This is a genomic window from Paraburkholderia sp. BL17N1 (genome assembly GCF_003634175.1).
Taxonomy (GTDB): domain Bacteria; phylum Pseudomonadota; class Gammaproteobacteria; order Burkholderiales; family Burkholderiaceae; genus Paraburkholderia.
The window spans coordinates 1577741-1596997 of record NZ_RBIW01000002.1; the positions used below are offsets into that span (position 1 = coordinate 1577741).

Annotated in this window: 20 protein-coding genes; 10 read left to right on the forward strand and 10 right to left on the reverse strand. The window is 61.4% G+C overall.

What is annotated here, in order from left to right:
• Positions 1 to 152: 152 nt before the first annotated feature.
• Positions 153 to 734, reverse strand: a complete 582-nt coding sequence (locus B0G82_RS27020) for a TetR/AcrR family transcriptional regulator (protein ID WP_121309624.1) — start codon at positions 732 to 734, stop codon at positions 153 to 155.
• 76 nt (positions 735 to 810) lie between these two features.
• Positions 811 to 2271, reverse strand: coding sequence for a TolC family protein (locus B0G82_RS27025; protein WP_121309625.1), 1461 nt, complete (start codon positions 2269 to 2271; stop codon positions 811 to 813).
• Positions 2272 to 2346: 75 nt separating this feature from the next.
• On the opposite strand from B0G82_RS27025, the gene B0G82_RS27030 reads away from it, so the two are divergent.
• The 4 genes from B0G82_RS27030 (at position 2347) to B0G82_RS27045 (ending at position 8143) form a co-directional block, all read left to right on the forward strand.
• A complete protein-coding gene (locus tag B0G82_RS27030) occupies positions 2347 to 2964 on the forward strand; it encodes a TetR/AcrR family transcriptional regulator (RefSeq protein WP_116149077.1) in 618 nt (205 codons plus the stop codon).
• Between the two features lie 84 nt (positions 2965 to 3048).
• Positions 3049 to 4164 (forward strand): efflux RND transporter periplasmic adaptor subunit, encoded by a 1116-nt coding sequence (locus tag B0G82_RS27035; protein WP_121309626.1) that lies wholly within the window; start codon positions 3049 to 3051, stop codon positions 4162 to 4164.
• Positions 4161 to 7301, forward strand: coding sequence for an efflux RND transporter permease subunit (locus B0G82_RS27040; protein ID WP_121309627.1), 3141 nt, complete (start codon positions 4161 to 4163; stop codon positions 7299 to 7301). The genes B0G82_RS27035 and B0G82_RS27040 overlap by 4 nt, the downstream gene beginning before the upstream one ends.
• Before the next feature lie 35 nt (positions 7302 to 7336).
• Positions 7337 to 8143, forward strand: coding sequence for an oxidoreductase (locus tag B0G82_RS27045; protein ID WP_121309628.1), 807 nt, complete (start codon positions 7337 to 7339; stop codon positions 8141 to 8143).
• A gap of 224 nt (positions 8144 to 8367) precedes the next feature.
• On the opposite strand, the gene B0G82_RS27050 is transcribed toward B0G82_RS27045, so the two are convergent.
• From B0G82_RS27050 to B0G82_RS27060, 3 genes are all read right to left on the reverse strand, one after another.
• On the reverse strand, positions 8368 to 8763 hold the full coding sequence (locus tag B0G82_RS27050; protein WP_121309629.1) for a nuclear transport factor 2 family protein: 396 nt from the start codon (positions 8761 to 8763) through the stop codon (positions 8368 to 8370).
• A gap of 222 nt (positions 8764 to 8985) precedes the next feature.
• On the reverse strand, positions 8986 to 9585 hold the full coding sequence (locus B0G82_RS27055) for an NADPH-dependent F420 reductase (RefSeq protein ID WP_121309630.1): 600 nt from the start codon (positions 9583 to 9585) through the stop codon (positions 8986 to 8988).
• Between the two features lie 70 nt (positions 9586 to 9655).
• Entirely contained in the window at positions 9656 to 10390 is a 735-nt protein-coding gene (locus B0G82_RS27060; protein WP_121310872.1) for an SDR family oxidoreductase, read from the reverse strand.
• Positions 10391 to 10501: 111 nt separating this feature from the next.
• Here B0G82_RS27060 and B0G82_RS27065 point away from each other — a divergent pair, with 111 nt between their 5' ends.
• The gene (locus tag B0G82_RS27065; RefSeq protein ID WP_116149080.1) at positions 10502 to 10870 is read left to right on the forward strand and encodes a helix-turn-helix domain-containing protein; all 369 of its coding nucleotides are present in this window, start codon (positions 10502 to 10504) and stop codon (positions 10868 to 10870) included.
• Between the two features lie 51 nt (positions 10871 to 10921).
• Here the strand turns inward: B0G82_RS27065 and B0G82_RS27070 are convergent, their stop codons facing one another.
• Both B0G82_RS27070 and B0G82_RS27075 read right to left on the reverse strand, forming a co-directional pair.
• On the reverse strand, positions 10922 to 11542 hold the full coding sequence (locus tag B0G82_RS27070) for an NAD(P)-binding domain-containing protein (protein WP_121309631.1): 621 nt from the start codon (positions 11540 to 11542) through the stop codon (positions 10922 to 10924).
• 200 nt (positions 11543 to 11742) lie between these two features.
• Complete coding sequence (locus B0G82_RS27075) at positions 11743 to 12681, reverse strand: SDR family oxidoreductase (protein WP_121309632.1); 939 nt, start codon at positions 12679 to 12681, stop codon at positions 11743 to 11745.
• A gap of 241 nt (positions 12682 to 12922) precedes the next feature.
• Here B0G82_RS27075 and B0G82_RS27080 point away from each other — a divergent pair, with 241 nt between their 5' ends.
• Positions 12923 to 13378 (forward strand): helix-turn-helix domain-containing protein, encoded by a 456-nt coding sequence (locus B0G82_RS27080; protein ID WP_106282603.1) that lies wholly within the window; start codon positions 12923 to 12925, stop codon positions 13376 to 13378.
• Positions 13379 to 13647: 269 nt separating this feature from the next.
• Here B0G82_RS27080 and B0G82_RS27085 read toward each other — a convergent pair whose 3' ends face one another.
• The 3 genes from B0G82_RS27085 to B0G82_RS27095 form a co-directional block, all read right to left on the reverse strand.
• Positions 13648 to 14085, reverse strand: a complete 438-nt coding sequence (locus B0G82_RS27085; protein ID WP_116147001.1) for a response regulator — start codon at positions 14083 to 14085, stop codon at positions 13648 to 13650.
• 58 nt (positions 14086 to 14143) lie between these two features.
• Entirely contained in the window at positions 14144 to 14602 is a 459-nt protein-coding gene (locus tag B0G82_RS27090; protein ID WP_147439577.1) for a hypothetical protein, read from the reverse strand.
• 122 nt (positions 14603 to 14724) lie between these two features.
• Positions 14725 to 15615 (reverse strand): hypothetical protein, encoded by an 891-nt coding sequence (locus B0G82_RS27095; RefSeq protein ID WP_121309634.1) that lies wholly within the window; start codon positions 15613 to 15615, stop codon positions 14725 to 14727.
• A 199-nt stretch (positions 15616 to 15814) separates the two neighbouring features.
• Here B0G82_RS27095 and B0G82_RS27100 point away from each other — a divergent pair, with 199 nt between their 5' ends.
• The 4 genes from B0G82_RS27100 to leuD all read left to right on the forward strand — a co-directional run bounded on the left by B0G82_RS27100 (position 15815) and on the right by leuD (position 19108).
• Entirely contained in the window at positions 15815 to 16519 is a 705-nt protein-coding gene (locus tag B0G82_RS27100) for a Crp/Fnr family transcriptional regulator (RefSeq protein ID WP_121309635.1), read from the forward strand.
• Between the two features lie 273 nt (positions 16520 to 16792).
• Positions 16793 to 18202, forward strand: coding sequence for a 3-isopropylmalate dehydratase large subunit (leuC, locus tag B0G82_RS27105; RefSeq protein WP_106282608.1), 1410 nt, complete (start codon positions 16793 to 16795; stop codon positions 18200 to 18202).
• Positions 18203 to 18208: 6 nt separating this feature from the next.
• Positions 18209 to 18367, forward strand: coding sequence for an entericidin A/B family lipoprotein (locus B0G82_RS27110; RefSeq protein ID WP_116122653.1), 159 nt, complete (start codon positions 18209 to 18211; stop codon positions 18365 to 18367).
• Between the two features lie 87 nt (positions 18368 to 18454).
• Positions 18455 to 19108, forward strand: a complete 654-nt coding sequence (gene leuD, locus B0G82_RS27115; RefSeq protein WP_116122652.1) for a 3-isopropylmalate dehydratase small subunit — start codon at positions 18455 to 18457, stop codon at positions 19106 to 19108.
• Positions 19109 to 19257: the final 149 nt, after the last annotated feature.

Genomic DNA, 19257 nt, shown 5'->3' on the forward strand with positions numbered 1-19257 from the left:
GGCGGTGGTTCTTTGCAAACCAAGTCTGTTCTGGCGCTCGGCGGGTTGCCTCCATCGCTGCTCGCAATGGCTGCTGACATCTGCAGCGGCCTTCAACGTTTCAACTCGCACAAAATGGGTCGAGCGCGGAGTCTCGCGACGCGGTCGGATCACTACTGCGATTCTGCTTCGGCTGAAGCGTCGGACAGATCATCGGGCGTGGTCATGTTGAAGCAGAGGATGCCGTCAATCAATGCGATAACGCCGAGCACCTGGTCGGCGAAAGGACCGGGCAACCGTATGTTGAGGCGCTCGCATAACTGCTCAAGGAAGTACGCGACCATCTCGTGCTTTTGCAGGTATAGGGCGTTCACATGTCGGCGGAATTTCGCATCACGCATGGCATGCAAACGTGCCTCAGCCCAGATGATGCAGCTCTTGTTGTCGCGATAGCACTGCGCGTACAACAAGGTGAGCTGTGCTTGCAGATTTCCGCTGGACGGTGCGGCGTCTCGCAGCTTCTGCAAGCTTTCTTGCATGTTCTGGTGATCGAGCCGGAGCAGTTCGACGAATAGATCGCTCTTGCTGCTGAAATTCGAGTAGAACGCGCCACGGCTATAGCCGGCTTGGGCTGCGATATCCTCCACGCTAGTTGCGGCAAACCCTTTTTCGGCGATGCTCAACGCTCCTGCATCGAGCAAGCGCCGCCGGGTTCGCTCGCGACTTTCGGCTCGCGTCGTTCGTTTGTGTGGCATGCGGCAAAGCGCTCATATAGCAAAGGACGATGGCCAGAATCCACGCTACCGGCAAATCGTGGGGCGCGTAGGATTGCTATTTGACGGCGACCGCTTCGGATTCGCGAGGTTGCCATCCGCCGCCGAGCGCCTTGAAGGCAGCAACGGCTGCGCGTGCGGATTCCGTTTGCGCCTGCACCCGCTCATCGGAGGCGCGCAGCAGGTTGTCGTCGGCCTGCAAGACTTCGATCAGGCTGACGACGCCTTTTTGATAGGCCGCGAAGGAGGCGGCTCGCGCCCGGCCGAGCGAGTTCACTCCCTGCGCGAGTACCGTGGCCTCTTCCTCCCGCTTGACGAGTGCCGAGAATGAGTTCTCGACGTCTTCGGTTGCATGAAGCGCGGCGAGCCGATACGCCGCCAGCATTTCCGCCTGCTGCCCCTTTGCCTGCTCGATCTGCGCATTGATGCGGCCGAAATCGAACAGACGCCAGCGCAGCCCCAGCACGCCGGCGGCCTGATTGGCGCCGGTACTGAACAGGTTGCCGCTGGCCACCGAGGTGGCGCTGCCGAGCAGTCCACTGAGCGACACCTTGGGGTAATACTCGGCGACGGCCACGCCGATGCGCGCGTTCGATGCAGCAAGGCGACGCTCGGCCACGATCAGGTCGGGCCGGCGCCTGAGCAACTCTCCCGGGGATCCTGTGTCCGCCATCCGCGGGGCGACCGGGATGTCGCCAGCGTCGGCCAGTTCGGCTCGATGCGTGCCGGGCTGTGAACCCAGCATTACATCCAGCGCGTTCATCGCTGCATCGAGACCCGCCTCGAGGACCGGGACGGATGCCTGAACCTGCGATAGCGCACCTTCAGCCTGGCTCACCTGAAGGTCGGCCGCCAATCCTTTGCTATACAGGAGGTTGATGGTCGAAAGCAGACTCTGCTGCGTCTGCACCTGCCGTCGGGCGACCGTCAGGCGAGCCTGCAAGCCGCGAATCGTGATGTAGATATCGGCGGTCTGCGCCGCCACAGCCAGGCGCGTGGCCGCCGCGCCAGCTTCCGAAGCCTGATATTCGGCAAGTGACGCTTCCCGGCTGCGGCGCAGTCCCCCGAACACGTCCAATTCCCAGCTCGCGTTGAAATTGGCCTCATAGTCGTTACCGTAACGGTCGAAATTGGGCGTCGAATTCAGGACCTGCCCCAAGGGGGTTTCTACAGATTGATAGACTCTAGCCGCCTGGCCGCTGACGTTACCGGAGGGCAGCAACGCGACAGTCGCCGCCCCGAGGCCCGCGCGCGCCTGAGCGACGCGAGCGGCGGCCTGCGCAAGGTCCAGGTTCTGTTCCAGCGCGAGCGTAACGAATCGTGTAAGTTGCGGATCGCCGAAGCCGGTCCACCACGTAACAAGGTCGGCACTGGCCGCCGCTTGCCGGTAATCCACCGCGGCCTGGCCCTGGAAATGGTCCGGCATGGCAACCTTGGGCCGGACATAATCGGGGCCTACAGCGCAGCCTGCCGAGAGGCCGGCGGCCATGACGGCGGCAAGGATGTGTACACGTAGCATGAGCGTCTTCGCAAAGTCCGAGTGTGACTATAATACCAAATGGTCACTAGTTGTCTACTCCTGTATGCTATACCCATGAAAAACACCACCACTCCTCCCACCCCATCGCGCGGCCCCGCAGACCACGAAGTGCGGGATCAGATCGTTGGCGCCGCTACGGAGCACTTCAGCCGGTATGGCTACGAGAAAACGACGGTCTCCGACCTCGCGAAAGCCATCGGTTTTTCGAAGGCCTACATCTACAAGTTCTTCGAGTCCAAGCAGGCCATCGGCGAGATGATCTGCGCGAACTGCCTGAACGAGATCGAAACCGAGGTCAGGGCGGCCGTCGCACAGACCGATCTGCCGCCAGAAAAGCTGCGGCGAATGTTCAGCGTGTTCACCGAAGCGAGCCTCCGGCTTTTTTTCCAGGACCGTAAGCTCTACGAGATTGCCGCATCGGCGGCCACGGAGAACTGGCAGGCGGTAGTTTCGTATGAAGAGCGCATCCAGAAGCTGCTACAGGACGTCCTCCAAGAGGGCCGGCAGAGCGGAGACTTCGAGCGCAAAACGCCGCTCGATGAGACCGCGATGGCGATCTATCTGGTGATGCGCCCCTACCTCAACCCATTGCTACTGCAGTACAGCTTCGATTACACCAAGGTCGCCCCTGCGCAGTTGTCCAGTCTTGTGCTCCGCAGTCTGTCGCCTTGACGGAAATTCTCCATTGTGACCATTGACTAATTTGGTCACAAGAACCACAATGAAAGCCCCGATCACTCTGTCTATGGGTCTTTCATGCTCCGGCGTCGCCTTGCTACCTCTACAGTCGTCTGTGCACTGCCACTTGCGCTAGTCGCCTGCGGCGCAAAAGCACCGTCCGATCCGCGTACCGAAGCGCCCCTGGTGCGCACCGCCATCGCTCAGGCGGCGATCCCCGCCTCCCGTTCGTTTACCGGAACCGTCGCCGCGCGCGTGCAGAGCGATCTCGGATTTCGCGTCTCCGGCAAGGTGCTGGAGCGGCTGGTGGATGCCGGGCAAACCGTCAAGCGTGGTCAGCCGCTGATGCGCATCGATCCCATCGATCTAAGGCTTGCCGCGCAGGCCCGGCAGGACGCGGTCACCGCCGCGCGGGCCCGGGCGCAGCAGACCGCGCAGGATGAAGAGCGCTACCGCGACCTGCGCGGCACTGGCGCGATATCGGCATCGGCCTATGACCAGATCAAGGCGGCGGCCGATGCCGCCAAAGCTCAGCTCAGTGCGGCCGAGGCTGACGCCGGCGTCGCGCGCAATGCGACGGGTTATGCCGGGCTGGTAGCGGACGGCGATGGCGTCGTGATGGAAACGCTGGCGGAGCCGGGCCAGGTCGTCAGCGCGGGACAGCCTGTGGTGCGCCTGGCTCACGCCGGGCGCCGCGAGGCTGTGATCCAGTTACCCGAAACCTTGCGCCCCGCCGTCGGTTCGGTCGCCCAGGCCACGCTGTTCGGCAACGGCGGCGCGAGCGTATCGGCAACGCTGCGCCAGCTCTCGGAGGCGGCGGATCCGCGCACCCGGACCTTTGAAGCGCGGTATGTGCTGCAAGGAGAACTGGCCGACGCCCCACTGGGCGCCACGGTGACGGTCCAGATTCCGGATGCGCGTTCCGCGGTCCCAGGCGGCTTACAGGTGCCGATCGGCGCGCTGTTCGACGCGGGCAAGGGACCAGGGGTGTGGGTCATCAACGGCGAACCTGCAAAGGTTTCCTGGCGGCCGGTCACTGTCGAACATCTTGACGACGATAGTGCCCGCGTCGCCGGCAAGATCAAGCAAGGCGACCGGATCGTCGCGCTCGGCGCGCAACTGCTGCGCGAAGGGGAGCAGGTCCGGGTGACGAGTCAAGCCGTCGCCGTCGCTTCCGAGGGAGTCCGTCCGTGAGCGAAGGCCGTTTCAACCTGTCGGCGCTCGCTGTCCGCGAGCGCTCCATTACCCTGTTCCTGGTCTGCCTGATCTCGCTGGCGGGCCTCGTTTCGTTCTTCAAGCTGGGCCGGGCGGAAGACCCCGCGTTCACGGTCAAGGTGATGACCATCATCACCGCCTGGCCGGGAGCCACGGCGCAGGAAATGCACGATCAGGTCGCCGAGAAGATCGAAAAGCGCATGCAGGAGCTGCGCTGGTACGACCGGACCGAGACCTACACACGGCCTGGGCTGGCCTTCACGACCTTGACCTTGCTCGACAGCACGCCGCCGTCGGAAGTGCAGGAGCAGTTCTACCAGGCCCGGAAAAAAATTAGCGACGAAGCGGCCAACCTTCCCTCAGGCGTGATCGGACCGCTGGTCAACGACGAATATGCCGATGTCACCTTCGCGCTGTTTGCGCTGAAGGCGAAGGGCGAGCCGCAGCGCCTGCTCGTGCGCGATGCCGAGACGCTGCGCCAACGGTTGTTGCATGTGCCGGGCGTGAAGAAGGTCGACATCATTGGCGAGCAGGCGGAGCGAATCTATATCCAGCTCTCACATGACCGGCTGGCAACGCTGGGCGTGAGCCCCGAGGACGTGTTCGCCGCGCTCAACGGTCAGAACGCCCTGACGCCGGCCGGCTCCGTGGAGACCAAAGGTCCGGAGGTGTTCATTCGCCTGGACGGTGCCTTTGACAACCTGCAGAAAATCCGCGACACGCCGGTCGTCGCGCAGGGCCGCACGTTGAAGCTGTCGGACATTGCCACGGTTACGCGTGGTTATGAAGATCCGGCGACGTTCATGATCCGCAACGACGGCGAACCTGCACTGCTGCTGGGCATCGTCATGCGCGAAGGCTGGAATGGGCTCGACCTCGGCAAGGCGCTGGACGGCGAGGTCGGCGCAATCAACGCCGGGCTGCCGCTGGGCATGAGCCTGACCAAGGTCACGGATCAGGCCGTCAACATTCATTCGGCGGTCGACGAGTTCATGGTGAAGTTTTTCGTCGCGCTGCTGGTGGTCATGCTGGTGAGCTTTGTCAGCATGGGCTGGCGTGTCGGCCTGGTCGTTGCCGCGGCCGTACCGCTGACACTCGCGGTCGTGTTCGTCGTGATGGCGGCAACCGGCAAAAACTTTGACCGCATCACGTTGGGGTCCCTGATCCTGGCGCTCGGCCTGCTGGTGGACGACGCCATCATCGCGATCGAAATGATGGTGGTGAAGATGGAGGAAGGCTACAGCCGCATCGCCGCCTCCGCCTACGCGTGGAGCCATACGGCCGCGCCGATGCTGGCGGGCACGCTGGTGACCGCCGTCGGCTTCATGCCCAATGGCTTCGCGCGCTCCACGGCCGGCGAATACACCAGCAACATGTTCTGGATCGTCGGCATTGCGCTGATCGCATCGTGGGTCGTCGCCGTGGTCTTCACGCCCTACCTGGGTGTGAAGATGCTGCCCGACTTCAAAAAGGTCGAAGGCGGTCACGGCGCGATCTACGACACGCCGCGCTACAACCGTTTCCGTCAGCTACTCACGCGCGTCATCGCGCGCAAATGGCTGGTCGCCGGTTCGGTCGTGGGTCTCTTCGTCCTGGCCATCCTCGGCATGGGCGTGGTCAAAAAACAGTTTTTCCCGATCTCCGACCGTCCGGAAGTGCTGGTCGAAGTGCAGATGCCCTATGGCACGTCGATCTCGCAAACCAGCGCCGCCACGACGAAGGTCGAAGCGTGGCTCGCGAAGCAGAAGGAAGCCAGGATCGTCACCGCGTACGTCGGGCAAGGCGCGCCCCGCTTTTACCTGGCGATGGGACCGGAACTGCCCGATCCGTCGTTTGCCAAGATCGTAGTGCGCACGGACAGCCAGGATGAACGCGACGCATTGAAGCAGCGACTGCGTCAGGCAGTCGCCAACGGTCTCGCCTCCGAGGCGCGCGTGCGGGTCACGCAACTCGTATTCGGTCCGTATTCGCCATACCCGGTCGCCTACCGTATCTCCGGACCCGACCCTGACAAGCTGCGCGGTATTGCGGGAGAAGTCGAGCGGGGCATGGAGGCCAGCCCGATGATGCGCACGGTCAACGCTGACTGGGGTACGCGCTCACCCACGCTGCACTTCACGTTGCAGCAGGATCGTTTGCAGGCGGTGGGGCTGACGTCCAGCGCCGTAGCGCAGCAACTGCAATTCCTCCTTACCGGCGTGCCTGTCACCGCCGTGCGTGAGGATATTCGAACCGTGCAGGTCGTCGCACGTTCGGCCGGCGATGTGCGTCTCGACCCGGCACGGCTCGGAGACTTCACGCTGGCCGGCGCGAATGGGCAACGCATTCCGCTGTCGCAGGTGGGCAAGGTCGACGTGCGCATGGAGGAGCCGATCATGCGCTGGCGCGATCGTGTGCCGACGATCACGGTACGCGGCGACATTGCCGACAACCTGCAGCCGCCGGACGTCTCGACGGCGATCACCAAGGAGCTTCAACCTGTCATCGCCAGGCTTCCGGCCGGCTACCGTATCGAAGAGGCGGGCTCCATCGAGGAATCGGCTAAAGCGACGAAAGCCATGTTGCCGCTCTTCCCCATCATGCTGGCGGTTACGCTCATCATCATCATCTTCCAGGTGCGCTCGATCTCCGCGATGGTGATGGTGTTCCTCACCAGCCCGCTCGGTTTGATCGGCGTGGTGCCGACGCTGATTCTTTTCCGGCAGCCGTTCGGCATCAACGCGCTGGTCGGCCTCATCGCGCTATCGGGGATTCTGATGCGAAACACGCTGATCCTGATCAAGCAGATTCACCAGAACGAGCACGCCGGACTGGATCCGTTCCATGCCGTTGTCGAAGCCACCGTGCAGCGTGCCCGCCCGGTGATCCTGACCGCCATGGCGGCGGTTCTTGCGTTCATTCCGCTAACGCATTCGGTGTTCTGGGGAACCCTTGCGTACACGCTGATCGGCGGCACTTTTGCAGGAACGATTCTGACTCTGGTCTTCCTGCCGGCCATGTATTCGATCTGGTTCAGGATCAGGCCCGACCATGCCGCAGGTTCGCAACAAGGCCGGCATGAGCGGACATCACCTTCCGAACAGATGCCACAGGATGCGCTCGACGTGCGCGGCTAAAACACAATCAATTCACTGTATCGAAGGAAATTGCAATGTCGAACTCTACCGTTGTCGTCGTGACCGGTGTGTCATCCGGTATCGGACGCGCCGCCGCCGAGAAGTTTGCCAGCCGCGGTTGCCGCGTGTTCGGCACCGTGCGAAGCATCGCAAAAGCGACGCCTATCTCCGGCGTCGAGCTTGTCGAGATGGATGTTTGCGACGATGTCTCCGTTCAATCCGGAGTCCAGATCATCTTCGATCGCGCGGGGCGTATCGATGTACTCGTCAACAATGCGGGAACGAGTCTGATCGGTGCGGTGGAGGAGGCCTCTGTTACCGAGGCCGAGGCGCTGTTCGACACCAATGTATTCAGCATCCTGCGCACAATACGCGCGGTACTTCCCCACATGCGGGCACAACGTGGCGGAAGGATCGTCAATGTCAGTTCGGTGCTCGGCTTTTTGCCGGCTCCGTATATGGGTCTCTATTCGGCGTCCAAGCATGCCGTCGAGGGGCTGACCGAAACCCTGGATCATGAAGTGCGTCAGTTCGGCATACGCGCAACGATGGTCGAACCATCTTTTACCAGAACCAATCTCGACATCAATGCGCCCCAGGCGGGTTCGAAAATCGCCGACTATGACCGCGAACGTGCCCTTGCAACGAGCGCAGTCATGAACAGCGTCAAAGGTGCGCCCGAGCCCGAGGGCGTGGCAAACACCATTGTCGAAGCGGCGCTTGGCGCCTGGCGGATGCGTCGCACGCCCGCTGGACAGGCGTCGTTGCTGAGCAAGTTACGCCGCTTCATGCCTGCTGGTCCCGTCGATTCAAGCTTGAGAAAAACATTCGGACTTGGTTGAAGCGCTCGTCCACGCATCACACGTGGCCAATGTTCGACGAGCCCCTGTTTTTGAACGCCCCATTTTAGTTGGAACGATCAGTGTGAATCACACATGTGAAGCTCGATGAGTTCGCGTCTCACCCAAGTAAGTAACCGTGCTAACGTTCCTGCCCGCGATATCGGTGTACTCAGTTCGACCGAACTGATTGGCTGTTGTTGTTGGATTCATCGCCAGCTTCAGCTTTAAGGTTCGGAGGCCCGCGCCAGTGCAAGTGTGTCGATATATTCCCGGATCTTCGTCACTTTGCCATTTTGAATGGTGATGGCGAAGACCCAATGGTCTTCAAAACTCCTGTTCGTGGCTTTGATTCTGCCCGTGGCGAAGCCGACGGCCAGAACCCTGTCGCCCTGCGCTACGAATTCAGGGGGCTCTGGGTATGATGTTTCCACCATTTCCGAAGCTTTCTGAAGCAAATCCGCCAATCCGGCGTGTCCGCGGTGTGTGCCGGCCAGCGGCCACTCGCCCGGAATGATCCACTCAATGTCTTCTGCAGAAATCGCCAGCAGACCTTGCTTATCGCCGCGGCCCATTGCTGCAAAAAAATCCTTCACAATCTGGACATTCTCTTGCGTGCTCATCGAACTCTCTCCATTACTGTTGCATCGGATACGATCGAAATAGACCCGCGACTGAAGCAAGCGAGGGAACGATCGCGTCCCTGAAGTCGGACAGTCTCTGTTCCCTCGACCGCGACAGGTTTTCCGGGTTGAACGACGTGAGAGACGTGCGCCCCTCAATAAAGCGGCGGCCGCCGTTGGTCCACGAGTCAGGATCGCATAAAGATTCGCGATAACGACTTATCAGTCGAACTTGACCAGATCCTTGAAGATCAGTTGACCCCAGCTATTTCCGCGCGCCTGCACTAGCAGTCCACCTTCGGAAAGTCCGCCAAGTTTGATCGGCGAGAAACCAAGATTTTCCGCAAGCGCACCGATCTCCGCTGCGGCGCCATCGTCGTCGCTCGCCAGGAACACGACTCTCCTGCCACCATGCACGGCCGGATCCTGCTCAAGTACAGCAGCGCCCAGATGATTGAAGCCCTTGACCAGTCTTGCGCCAGTGAAGGCGTGCGCGATGACCCTGGAAGAGGGCTGTCCTCCCATTTCCTCAGGAGGCACGCCGTAGGCATTGGTCACATCGACGATGGTCTTCCCCTGCCAGGTGGGCAGTGCCTTCGCGACATCCGGGTGTGACTCGAAACGGACAGCCAAAAAGATGACGTCTGCCTTGACGGCTTCCGCGAGCTTTTTGGGAATGATCTCAGGTCCGATTGCGGCCGCAGCGGATGCAAAACTGTCCGGGTCGCGAGTGGTCGCAACGGAAACTTCCATGCCGTTGCGGGCAAACGCCTTGGCCAAGGCCTGGCCGATCTTGCCGAAGCCGATGATTGCGTGGCTCATATATTTTCCTTTGGTTTACCGCGCCCTACGGCGCTCCGGATAATCGAATGGAGCGCCGTAGGGCGTAGCGTCAGATTTGCGCCAGGCCGCCGTCGACGGCGACCTCGCTGGCGGTCATGAAGCTGCTGTCCGGCGACGCGAGGAAGGCGGCCGCCGCTGCGATCTCCGCCGGATCGGCCATGCGCTGGAGCGGAGTCATCGAGGCGAAGACCTTCTGGCCTTCCTCGCCTAGCGCTTCCTTAGCGAGTTCGGTTGCCGTTGCCCCGGGCGACAGCACGTTCACGCGGATGCCGGTGCCCTTCAGTTCCTCTGCCCAGGTCCGCGCGAGGTTGCGCACGGCCGCCTTGCTCGCGCTGTAGGCGCTCATTGCCGGGGCGCCCGTGGTGCCGGCGCTCGATCCGGTCAGGATTATCGAACCGCCTTCGCTCATCAGCGGCAGCGCCTGCTGGACCGTGAAAATCGTGCCCTTCACATTGGTGTCGAAGGTTTCGTCGATGTGCTCGGCGGTGATCTTGCCGAGCGCAAGCTGGCTTCCCGCCCCGGCATTGGCGAAGACGATGTCCAGGCTTGCGCGCTCGGCCTTCACCGCCGCGTAGAGTCGGGCGAGGTCGGCCTCGTCCGAGACCGAGCCCTTCACCGCGCGGGCATTAGGCCCGAACTCTGCCACGGCGGCGTCGAGCGCTTCCTGTCGGCGGCCGAAGATGAAGACGAAGGCGCCTTCTTCGATAAAGCGCTTTGCTGCGGCGCGGCCGATGCCGGTAGCGCCGCCGGTGATCACTGCGGTCTTTCCATTCAACCTGGTCATGACGTGCATCCTTCCTTGGAGTTGTACGGAAGCAGGGGAACTGCTTACTTGAGACCAGTATGCAGTTCTGATAACCTAAGAACAAGTATGCACCTTTTGGTAACCACAAAAATGACTGACTGTTCTCAAAACTGCGGCGGGCGCTACTCCTACGGGCTGGCCGCCACCCTCAGTATCATCTCGGGCAAGTGGAAGCCGCTGATCCTGTACTTCCTGCTCGACGGCCCGAAGCGCTACGGCGAGCTCAAGCGCAACGTCCACGGCGTGAGCGCCAAGGTGCTGATCCAGCAATTGAAGGAACTGGAGGCCGATCATGTGCTTGCGCGGACCGACTACAAGGAGGTGCCACCGCGCGTGGACTACGCGCTGACCCCGCTCGGCCGCAGTCTGGCCGACAAGATTGTCCCGCTGTGTATCTGGGGCACCGAGAACATGGCAGAAATGGTGAGCATGCTTGCCGAGCGGGACCGGTTGCGTTAGCGGGATGCTGAAGAACCGGGGAGTTGGACGGCCCTCCGCGTTGGTGTTGATTCAGCCGACATCGACGTTCAAGGCGATGTCGAAGGTGCCGGCGCCGTTTTTGGCCAGGCCGATGAGCATCAGGCCGAGCGACTCGAGCGTCGAGGCCATGTGCAGGCCGCCGACATCGAACGGACGCAGCCCGAGACTTTCGAGGAAGGCAGAGACCCGCGCCTTGGCCTGCGGATCGTCAGCGGCGATGAACGCGTCGAGGCGTCCACGCCGCGCAAGTACCGGGCCGAAGAGGGTGTTGAGCGCCTTCACGACATGCGCGGTGGCGGGGGCGCTCCTGGCGATCTCCTGCGCACCAGAACTGCCGTGGGGGGTGACGAGGCCCGTGAGGTCGGGGGCGATCGGGTTGGTGATGTCGAGAATCACCTTGCCGCTGAGCGCCTCGCCGAACTCGGTCACCACCGCCGTCGCACTGCCGTACGGCACGGCGAGGATGACGATGTCGCCCGCCGGCGCGACGCCGTACGTCCCTGCGGTCGCTCCAGCTGCGAGCTTGTCGGCCAGCGCCCGCGCCTTGGCAGCGTCGCGGGATATCACCTCGACGGTGTGCCCAGCCCTGACGATGCGGTCGCCGATCGCCGTGGCCATGCCACCTGTGCCGATGATGCTGATAGTGCTCATGTGCAGTCTCCTGGTCAGTTAAGCGGTGCTCGTACTTTCAAAACGGGGCATCCCCCGGTGAATGTTTTGTGTGCGCCGAGCCGCGTCGGCCGTCCCTCATGCCATCGCCGGGTCGGCAGAGTCTTCGCGGATGAATCACGGCGTCGCGACATTGCTGTCCGCCGGGCTCAATGCGACTCGGCTCCCTGCCTCAGCTCAACTCAGAGGGCGGGGAAGTAGTGGCCATTGTCGAGATCCTCGAGCAGGCCGGGCTGAGCAGGCTCCCAGCCGAGGGTCTGGCGCGTGATGAGATTGGACGCCGGGAGGTCCAGCGTGACCAGATTCGCGAGGAATCCAAAGTATCCCGGCAGCATCAGTACGTCCTCGGGAATACTCACCGCCGGCAGGCCCAGACGACTGCCAATAGCCTCGGCGATCTCGCGGAACCGGATGGCCTCGCCCTCGATCCCGTGCCAGCTTTTGCCAGCCGGACCCTTCTCCAGCGCCAGGCGGAACAAGGAAGCGAGGTCGCGGCTGTGCACGGCCGGCCACCGGTTCGCGCCGTCCCCGGGGTAGCCGACGACGCCCTTCTCCTTCGCGAGCCCGATCAGCAGCGGGAGGAAGCCGGTATCGGTCGTGCTGTGTGCAATAGGAGGAATCCGCACGACCGAAGACCGCACGCCCCGCTCCGCGAGACCGACTACGGTGAGCTCCACGACGTTGCGAACTCGCAGAGTCCCCTTGTACGCATCGCCGCCGGGAAGGGCCGGATCCTGCTCGGTGGCTGGCCGGCCCAGGTTTTCCCATCCGGGAGAGCCGATGCTTGCCGACACGACCAGCGGCTTTCCGCTTCCGGCCAGTGCCTCGCCATACGCGAGCATGATCTGAAGTTCCGCAGCGGCCACGGCGTCAAGTCCGCCGGAGGGAAGCAGGTCTTGCCTATGCGCGATGTGGATGACGCCGTCGGCCTGCGCCGCAGCCGCCTTGAGCCCATCGAGGTCTGAGATATCTCCGCGACGCACCTTCGCGCCGAGCGCGGACACCGCCGCAGCGGACTTGTCCGACCTGGCTAAGCCGGTGACCTCGTGGCCGGCGGCGATGAGCTCGGAGATGATGTGCGGACCGATATGACCGGTGCCGCCGGTGACGAAAACGTGCATGTTATTGCTCCTTGTAGGCGATGTGATGCGAGAAGCGGTGGTATGGGCGCAATCAGCCGAGGGCCACCGATCGCCACCGCCATGCCGCCTGCGCGGACGATGCTGATAGTGACCATGTAGCCTCTTGGTGAAGTAAGCGGTGCCCGCATCCCCCGAACGACCATGCTAGCCACATTACTTGCAAAAAACAAGTAAACAAGGGAATTTACTTGCGTTACGCAAGCGATGTTAAAATCCAGCCATGAAGACGACGACATCCAAAGAAGACGTTCGGTCCCACTGCGCGGTGAACTACGGCGTGGAGATCTTCGGCGACCGGTGGTCGCTCCTGATCATTCGCGATATCGTTTTCGTCGGCAAGAAGACGTATGGCGAGTTCCTGAAATCGGAAGAAGGGATCGCGACCAATGTGCTTGCTTCGCGCCTTGCCTTTCTTGACGAGCAAGGAATTCTCTCGAGGGCGCCCAACCCCGACGACAGGCGCAAGGACTTTTACACGCTAACCGAGAAGGGCCTGGATCTCATTCCCATCGTGCTTGCCATCGTCCTTTGGAGCGCGAAGCACGATTCGAAGTCGTATGTGCGGCGTCGCAAGGATTTCGTTGCTCGTTTACGCGGAAGCCCCTTGCAGGTGGGCGAAGAGATAAAGGCGCTGGTCCGCAATGGCGGATGTCTCTTTCCTGAGAGCAAGGAATGAGCAGGACGCACTCGGTCATTCTTTGTAGATTTTGCGCAGTGGTCGAGCTGACAGGTGGGCGGTGTCTTTGGTGAATTATCGGCCTCAAGCCTTGGATAGCGAACGACACTCGACGTCGAGTTGCCCGTGTCCTTTAGTCCTCCTGCTCGGAACGCGGCACCGATTCGTTTGCTGGGCTGCCATCGTGTAAGAGATGGTCGAGCGCCGCTGGAAAACGCAGGACAATCCCTGGAAAGTCACTGCTGCCTGCCCGATCAAACGCAGCGCTGCTATGCCCAGTACTTCAGAGCTTCCGCGGGCCACCTACATAGCGGCGTGGCTCCGCAGTGAGGCCGGCTTGACCTGTTTTCCAAGCGCTTTGCCGCCAGGGAGTCGACGGTCGCCGCGAGTAGTTCGATATCGACAGGCTTGCGGAAAAAGATATTCCATAGCCCGGTTCTATCTGATGGCGCAGACTGCGCCGAGGTCATGATGATCGGAATCAGGGCCAGCGCCGGATAACACCTGAGCCGCTCGCACAGGACGTCCCCGTCCATGCATGGCATGTTCCAGTCAGTGACAATTACATCGGGAAGGTAACGACTTGCAATCTCCAACGCCGGATGGCCATCGTCAGCGAGTACGACGTGGTGGCCGCGCCCCTCTAAAACAACCTGGAGTAGCCATAACGAATCCGAGTCGTCGTCAACGATCAGGATGACAGACATAGCAAGAGCCCTATTAGTCTCTGCCTTCGCGCAACGACTGTGCCAACTCGTATGACGCTTACAAACTGACAGCCCTCAAGTGCCGTGTCGAAACGCGAGATCTGCCGCTAACGGCCAGTTCGACGTGCGAGCCAGGACCTTCGATGACACCGCCACCGGTAGAGAAATGCCGAAGCGTCTCTTCTCGGGGCAACTGTGCAGGAGCGTCGCCCGCCAGCCCGTAGACCTCGATGCCGCTCAACAAACCGCCGCTCTCGAATATGAATATTCCGGCCGGCGCAGTGTCCGGGCCGGAAATGAAGTTCCCGAGGATGTGTGCGCCCGGTGGTGCAGGTTCGCGGCCCTTGATCTGGAAATTGATGGACCCACAGCCGCAAGGACAGCGCGATGGCGTTACCTCGGCCGCTGCGAGCTGTTCGAGAAACTCTCGCGTCTTTGGCTCGCCATGCTCAAGCATCCAACGAGCGAGCAACATCTCGGATGCAGACAACGGGCGGTTTCGTTCGAGAGTGTCCATGGGGAGAAAGTCCATCAGGTGCCTTCACGAAGACCGGCGGCCGAATGACCATGAGAATGTCTCGACTGCCGATATGCTTGCTCGACGCGTACACACCGGCTACGGTGCAAACGAAGCGGGTCTTACTGTTCACGAGCGCTTGTGGCTCGCCTCCATACACCTTCCAGCATCGCAGGCACCCATTGCTCGGCCGGGCAGCGACTCCAGGTGTCGGCAAGGAAAATCATCGATTCGTCGCCACTCGTCTGCCGAGCCTTCTCCAGCTCCAACAACAGCAGCGTACCCGCGGAGTAAGGGCAGCCACCGACCGATCCACTCGATGTCGCTTGACGAAGGACCACGCCTGGGGCGAAAAGGCAGCGATGGCTGGCCACCTCGGCCGTGAGTGTCTGCCGCACCGAGGCGTCGAGATAAAGACCACGCATGTGATTCAGGCCTTTTACGACATTGTGTATTGCTACGCTGACGGCGTGGACGCCTGCAAGGTCTCCACCGACCATCGAAACGAGTAACGCCTTGGCGCGCGTCACCTTGCCGGTTACTTTCCAGGCCAGATTACGCAGCGCATTGCCCGGCGCAAGCGATGCAGCAAGGACTTGCGCAGCGGCCCAGGTGGCCTCGCCAGCTTCGAAGGTGGGACTGAATAAACGACCTATGACCTGCTGCACAAGCGGCCCGACTGCAACGTCAGTGTTTGTGCCGCGAACCCACGCTGCCAATGGCTCCAGGTCGGCGGGGGCCGCGCGGATATCCGGTGCGGCGGCGTTGAGTTTGTGCCACAACGCGTCCTGCTGGATCTCGCGTCCAATTGCCTTTCTCGCGCTCATCGTCGGGAATCGATGACCTTTGTACGACAGCACCCCGAGTATGCGGCGGACCAACAGACGGTTGAGCAGTGGCTTGCCTGACCCAAAGGCGCGGTCGAGCGTGCCGTCACGCGCGATTTGAAGGATGCCGGCAGGCTGATCCACCTTGATGACATCGACAAGACCCGGAATATGTTTATGTTCCACGACTGCGTACCTCGTAAAGGAAGAGATTCGTTCGACTCACGTGGTGCGGCATGCCCCAGGCATTTTGCCATTGCTGCCACTCGTGCCGCTCGAACAGGGCCGACGCCCGCGATAACCTCTCCGCGCCGTCAGACATGAGCCCCGATCATGTCGTCGAAACCGGCTAATATCTATCAGCTACCCGACAGATTGGCGCCAAATGAATTCCCACGTACAAAGCTATAGGCCACAACTGGCAACAACACCGTGGTTCAAGGATTTACCGATCGAGCTTCAGGACTATCTTGTCGCTCACTCTGACCTGCTCCGGCTAAAGAAGGGGCAACAGCTTTATCGGCGCGGCGACCAGTCGTTCGGCCTGTACGCGGTTCTCGACGGTGCATTGTCGATCGGCACCGTCGGAGCGGATGGAAAAGAGGCGCTGCTCGCCGTACTTGGGCCAACCGCCTGGATCGGGGAAATCTCGATGTTCGACGGGCTGCCTCGTCCGCACGATGCCTCGGCGATAAGTGACACTCTCGTGCTTCATGTACCCGGTGCACCGTTGGAAAGCCTGCTTAAGGCTAACCCTGCTTACTGGCGGAATTTTGGCTTGTTGATGGCGCAAAAAATCCGAATCTCCTTCGAAAACAACGAAGCCATGACACTGTTGCCGGCCGCTCAACGCTTGGCAAGTCGCTTATTGCTGATCGCTGGCGGCTACGGCGGGATTAATGCCGAACGGAGCAGGATAAAGCTTTCGCAAGACACCTTGGCTTCAATGGTTTCGCTTACACGGCAGACGACGAACCAGCTGCTCAAGAACCTCGAGAGTCAGGGTATCGTCGATCTGAAATTCGGGGAGATCGTTATTCTTGATTTTGATCGCCTGCACGCTGCCAGTATCGAAGATCCCGGTCCTTGAGACGCAAATCCAGAGACGGATCCTTGCCGCCAGAACAGCTTTCTTTGTTCCATTTCCAACGAACAGGTTTGTTCGCTCCGGAACAGATTTCGTTTGCAAGCAACCAGCTTACGCGCGCGCCCTTGCCGGGTAACGCCGATACAGGTATCGCCACTACCACCCAACTCCCTGTTTTTTATCGGTTTTTCGCGAGATTCAGCGGCCCGGAGCGAGGTTCTGCGTGGCATAATCGACCGACACAGTCAGCCCGAAGTCATTACTACCCCGCATACCATGGCACAGACTCTCTACGACAAATTGTGGAACACACACGTGGTCCACACGGAAGAAGACGGCACGACGATTCTCTATATCGACCGTCACCTGCTGCACGAAGTCACCAGCCCTCAAGCGTTCGAAGGCCTGAAGCTGGCCAAGCGTCCGGTGTGGCGTATTAGCGCGAACCTAGCGGTCTCGGACCATAACGTGCCGACCACCGACCGCAGCCACGGCATCGCCGATCCGGTTTCCAAGCTGCAAGTCGATACGCTCGATTCGAACTGCGACGCTTACGGCATCACGCAGTTCAAGATGAACGATCTGCGTCAGGGCATCGTGCACATCATCGGGCCGGAGCAGGGCGCTACGCTGCCGGGCATGACGATCGTCTGCGGCGACTCGCACACGTCCACGCACGGCGCGTTCGGCGCGCTGGCGCATGGCATCGGCACGTCGGAAGTCGAGCACGTGCTGGCCACGCAAACCCTCTTGCAGAAGAAGAGCAAGAACATGCTGGTGAAGGTCGAAGGCGCGTTGCCGCGCGGCTGCACCGCGAAAGACATCGTGCTGGCCATCATCGGCAAGATCGGCACGGCAGGCGGCACGGGTTACGCGATCGAGTTCGGCGGTTCGACCATTCGCGCGCTCTCCATGGAAGGCCGCATGACGGTCTGCAACATGGCGATCGAAGCAGGCGCGCGCGCCGGCATGGTCGCGGTGGACGACACCACTATCGAATATCTGAAAGGCCGCCCGTTCTCGCCGGAAGGCGTGGAGTGGGATCACGCGGTCGAGTACTGGAAGCAGTTCAAGTCGGACGAAGGCGCGCAATTCGATCGCGTGGTCGAACTGAACGCGGCCGAGATCGTGCCGCAAGTCACGTGGGGCACGTCGCCGGAAATGGTCACGGCCGTGGACGGCTACGTGCCGGACCCGGATCGCGAGAAAGACCCGGTCAAGCGCGACGCCATCGAGCGCGCGCTGAAATACATGGCGCTCGAACCGAATGCGCCGATCGAATCGATCAAGCCGGATAAAATCTTCATCGGGTCGTGCACCAACGCGCGCATTGAGGACATTCGCGCCGCGGCTTACGTCGTGAAGAAGCTGGGCCGCCGCGTGGCGCCGAACATTCGTCTGGCCATGGTGGTGCCGGGTTCGGGTCTCGTGAAGGCGCAGGCGGAACGTGAAGGCCTCGACAAGGTCTTTACCGATGCCGGTTTCGAATGGCGTGAACCGGGTTGCTCGATGTGTCTCGCCATGAACGCCGACAGGCTGGATCCGGGCGAGCGTTGCGCGTCCACGTCGAATCGGAATTTCGAGGGTCGTCAGGGCGCCGGTGGCCGTACCCACCTCGTGAGCCCCGCAATGGCTGCGGCTGCGGCCATCGAAGGGCATTTCGTCGATATTCGCAAGCTTGGATAAACACGCATGATGAAGAACATGAATCGCACCACTCTATTGCGCCGCTTCGCTCTCGGTACGCTGGCTGGGCTATTGCTCGGTCTGGCCGGTTGCAACACGGTGCACGGATTCGGCGAGGACATGTCGCACCTCGGCAATTCGATCAGCAACCACGCTGAAAAATAAGCGGTTTTTGATTTTTTGCCGGCTGTGCGCCGAGCGGCTTTCCGGCCGCCGCGCGCATTGCCCGGTCTTGAAACAGGCGCAAGCGTCATGGATAAATTCATCGTACACACCGGCGTCGTGGCGCCGCTCGATCGCGAGAACGTCGACACGGACGCGATCATTCCGAAGCAATTCCTGAAGTCGATCAAGCGCACCGGTTTCGGCCCGAACGCGTTCGACGAATGGCGCTACCTCGACCACGGCGAGCCGGGTCAGGACAATTCGAAGCGTCCGCTGAATCCGGATTTCGTGCTGAACCAGCCGCGTTATCAGGGCGCTTCGGTGCTGCTGGCGCGTAAGAACTTCGGCTGCGGCAGCTCGCGCGAGCACGCGCCGTGGGCGTTGGAGCAATACGGCTTTCGCGCGCTGATCGCGCCGAGTTTCGCCGACATCTTCTATAACAACTGCTTCAAGAACGGCGTGTTGCCGATCGTGCTGACTGAGCAGCAAGTCGATCACCTGTTCAACGAAACGTATGCGTTCAACGGCTTCAGCCTGACGATCGATCTCGAGGCGCAAGTCGTGCGTACGTCGGACGGCGGCACCGAATATCCGTTCGAAGTCGCGGCGTTTCGCAAATACTGCCTGCTGAACGGTTTCGACGACATCGGCCTCACGTTGCGGCACGCGGACAAGATTCGCCAGTTCGAAGCGGAGCGTATTGCGAAGCAGCCCTGGCTGAATCACCGCATCGTCGGATAAGGGCGTTCGTCGGGGCCTAACCAGGCCCGCCGGCTGATTCAAGTTCCCAGAAAAAACGCCAAGGCCGCTCCGACTTTTCTTGTCCCCGCGCGGCTGGTTGGCGCGAAGCGACGGGTCCAGGGCACTCAACAGTCTCGAAGCAAACCTCA

Bases quoted from the DNA above. Each gene is read 5' to 3' on its own strand.
- B0G82_RS27020 (WP_121309624.1), bottom strand. From the start codon at position 734: ATGCCACACAAACGAACGACGCGAGCCGAAAGTCGCGAGCGAACCCGG.
- B0G82_RS27025 (WP_121309625.1), bottom strand. From the start codon at position 2,271: ATGCTACGTGTACACATCCTTGCCGCCGTCATGGCCGCCGGCCTCTCG.
- B0G82_RS27030 (WP_116149077.1), top strand. From the start codon at position 2,347: ATGAAAAACACCACCACTCCTCCCACCCCATCGCGCGGCCCCGCAGAC.
- B0G82_RS27035 (WP_121309626.1), top strand. From the start codon at position 3,049: ATGCTCCGGCGTCGCCTTGCTACCTCTACAGTCGTCTGTGCACTGCCA.
- B0G82_RS27045 (WP_121309628.1), top strand. From the start codon at position 7,337: ATGTCGAACTCTACCGTTGTCGTCGTGACCGGTGTGTCATCCGGTATC.
- B0G82_RS27050 (WP_121309629.1), bottom strand. From the start codon at position 8,763: ATGAGCACGCAAGAGAATGTCCAGATTGTGAAGGATTTTTTTGCAGCA.
- B0G82_RS27055 (WP_121309630.1), bottom strand. From the start codon at position 9,585: ATGAGCCACGCAATCATCGGCTTCGGCAAGATCGGCCAGGCCTTGGCC.
- B0G82_RS27060 (WP_121310872.1), bottom strand. From the start codon at position 10,390: ATGACCAGGTTGAATGGAAAGACCGCAGTGATCACCGGCGGCGCTACC.
- B0G82_RS27065 (WP_116149080.1), top strand. From the start codon at position 10,502: ATGACTGACTGTTCTCAAAACTGCGGCGGGCGCTACTCCTACGGGCTG.
- B0G82_RS27070 (WP_121309631.1), bottom strand. From the start codon at position 11,542: ATGAGCACTATCAGCATCATCGGCACAGGTGGCATGGCCACGGCGATC.
- B0G82_RS27075 (WP_121309632.1), bottom strand. From the start codon at position 12,681: ATGCACGTTTTCGTCACCGGCGGCACCGGTCATATCGGTCCGCACATC.
- B0G82_RS27080 (WP_106282603.1), top strand. From the start codon at position 12,923: ATGAAGACGACGACATCCAAAGAAGACGTTCGGTCCCACTGCGCGGTG.
- B0G82_RS27085 (WP_116147001.1), bottom strand. From the start codon at position 14,085: ATGTCTGTCATCCTGATCGTTGACGACGACTCGGATTCGTTATGGCTA.
- B0G82_RS27090 (WP_147439577.1), bottom strand. From the start codon at position 14,602: ATGGACACTCTCGAACGAAACCGCCCGTTGTCTGCATCCGAGATGTTG.
- B0G82_RS27100 (WP_121309635.1), top strand. From the start codon at position 15,815: ATGAATTCCCACGTACAAAGCTATAGGCCACAACTGGCAACAACACCG.
- leuC (WP_106282608.1), top strand. From the start codon at position 16,793: ATGGCACAGACTCTCTACGACAAATTGTGGAACACACACGTGGTCCAC.
- B0G82_RS27110 (WP_116122653.1), top strand. From the start codon at position 18,209: ATGATGAAGAACATGAATCGCACCACTCTATTGCGCCGCTTCGCTCTC.
- leuD (WP_116122652.1), top strand. From the start codon at position 18,455: ATGGATAAATTCATCGTACACACCGGCGTCGTGGCGCCGCTCGATCGC.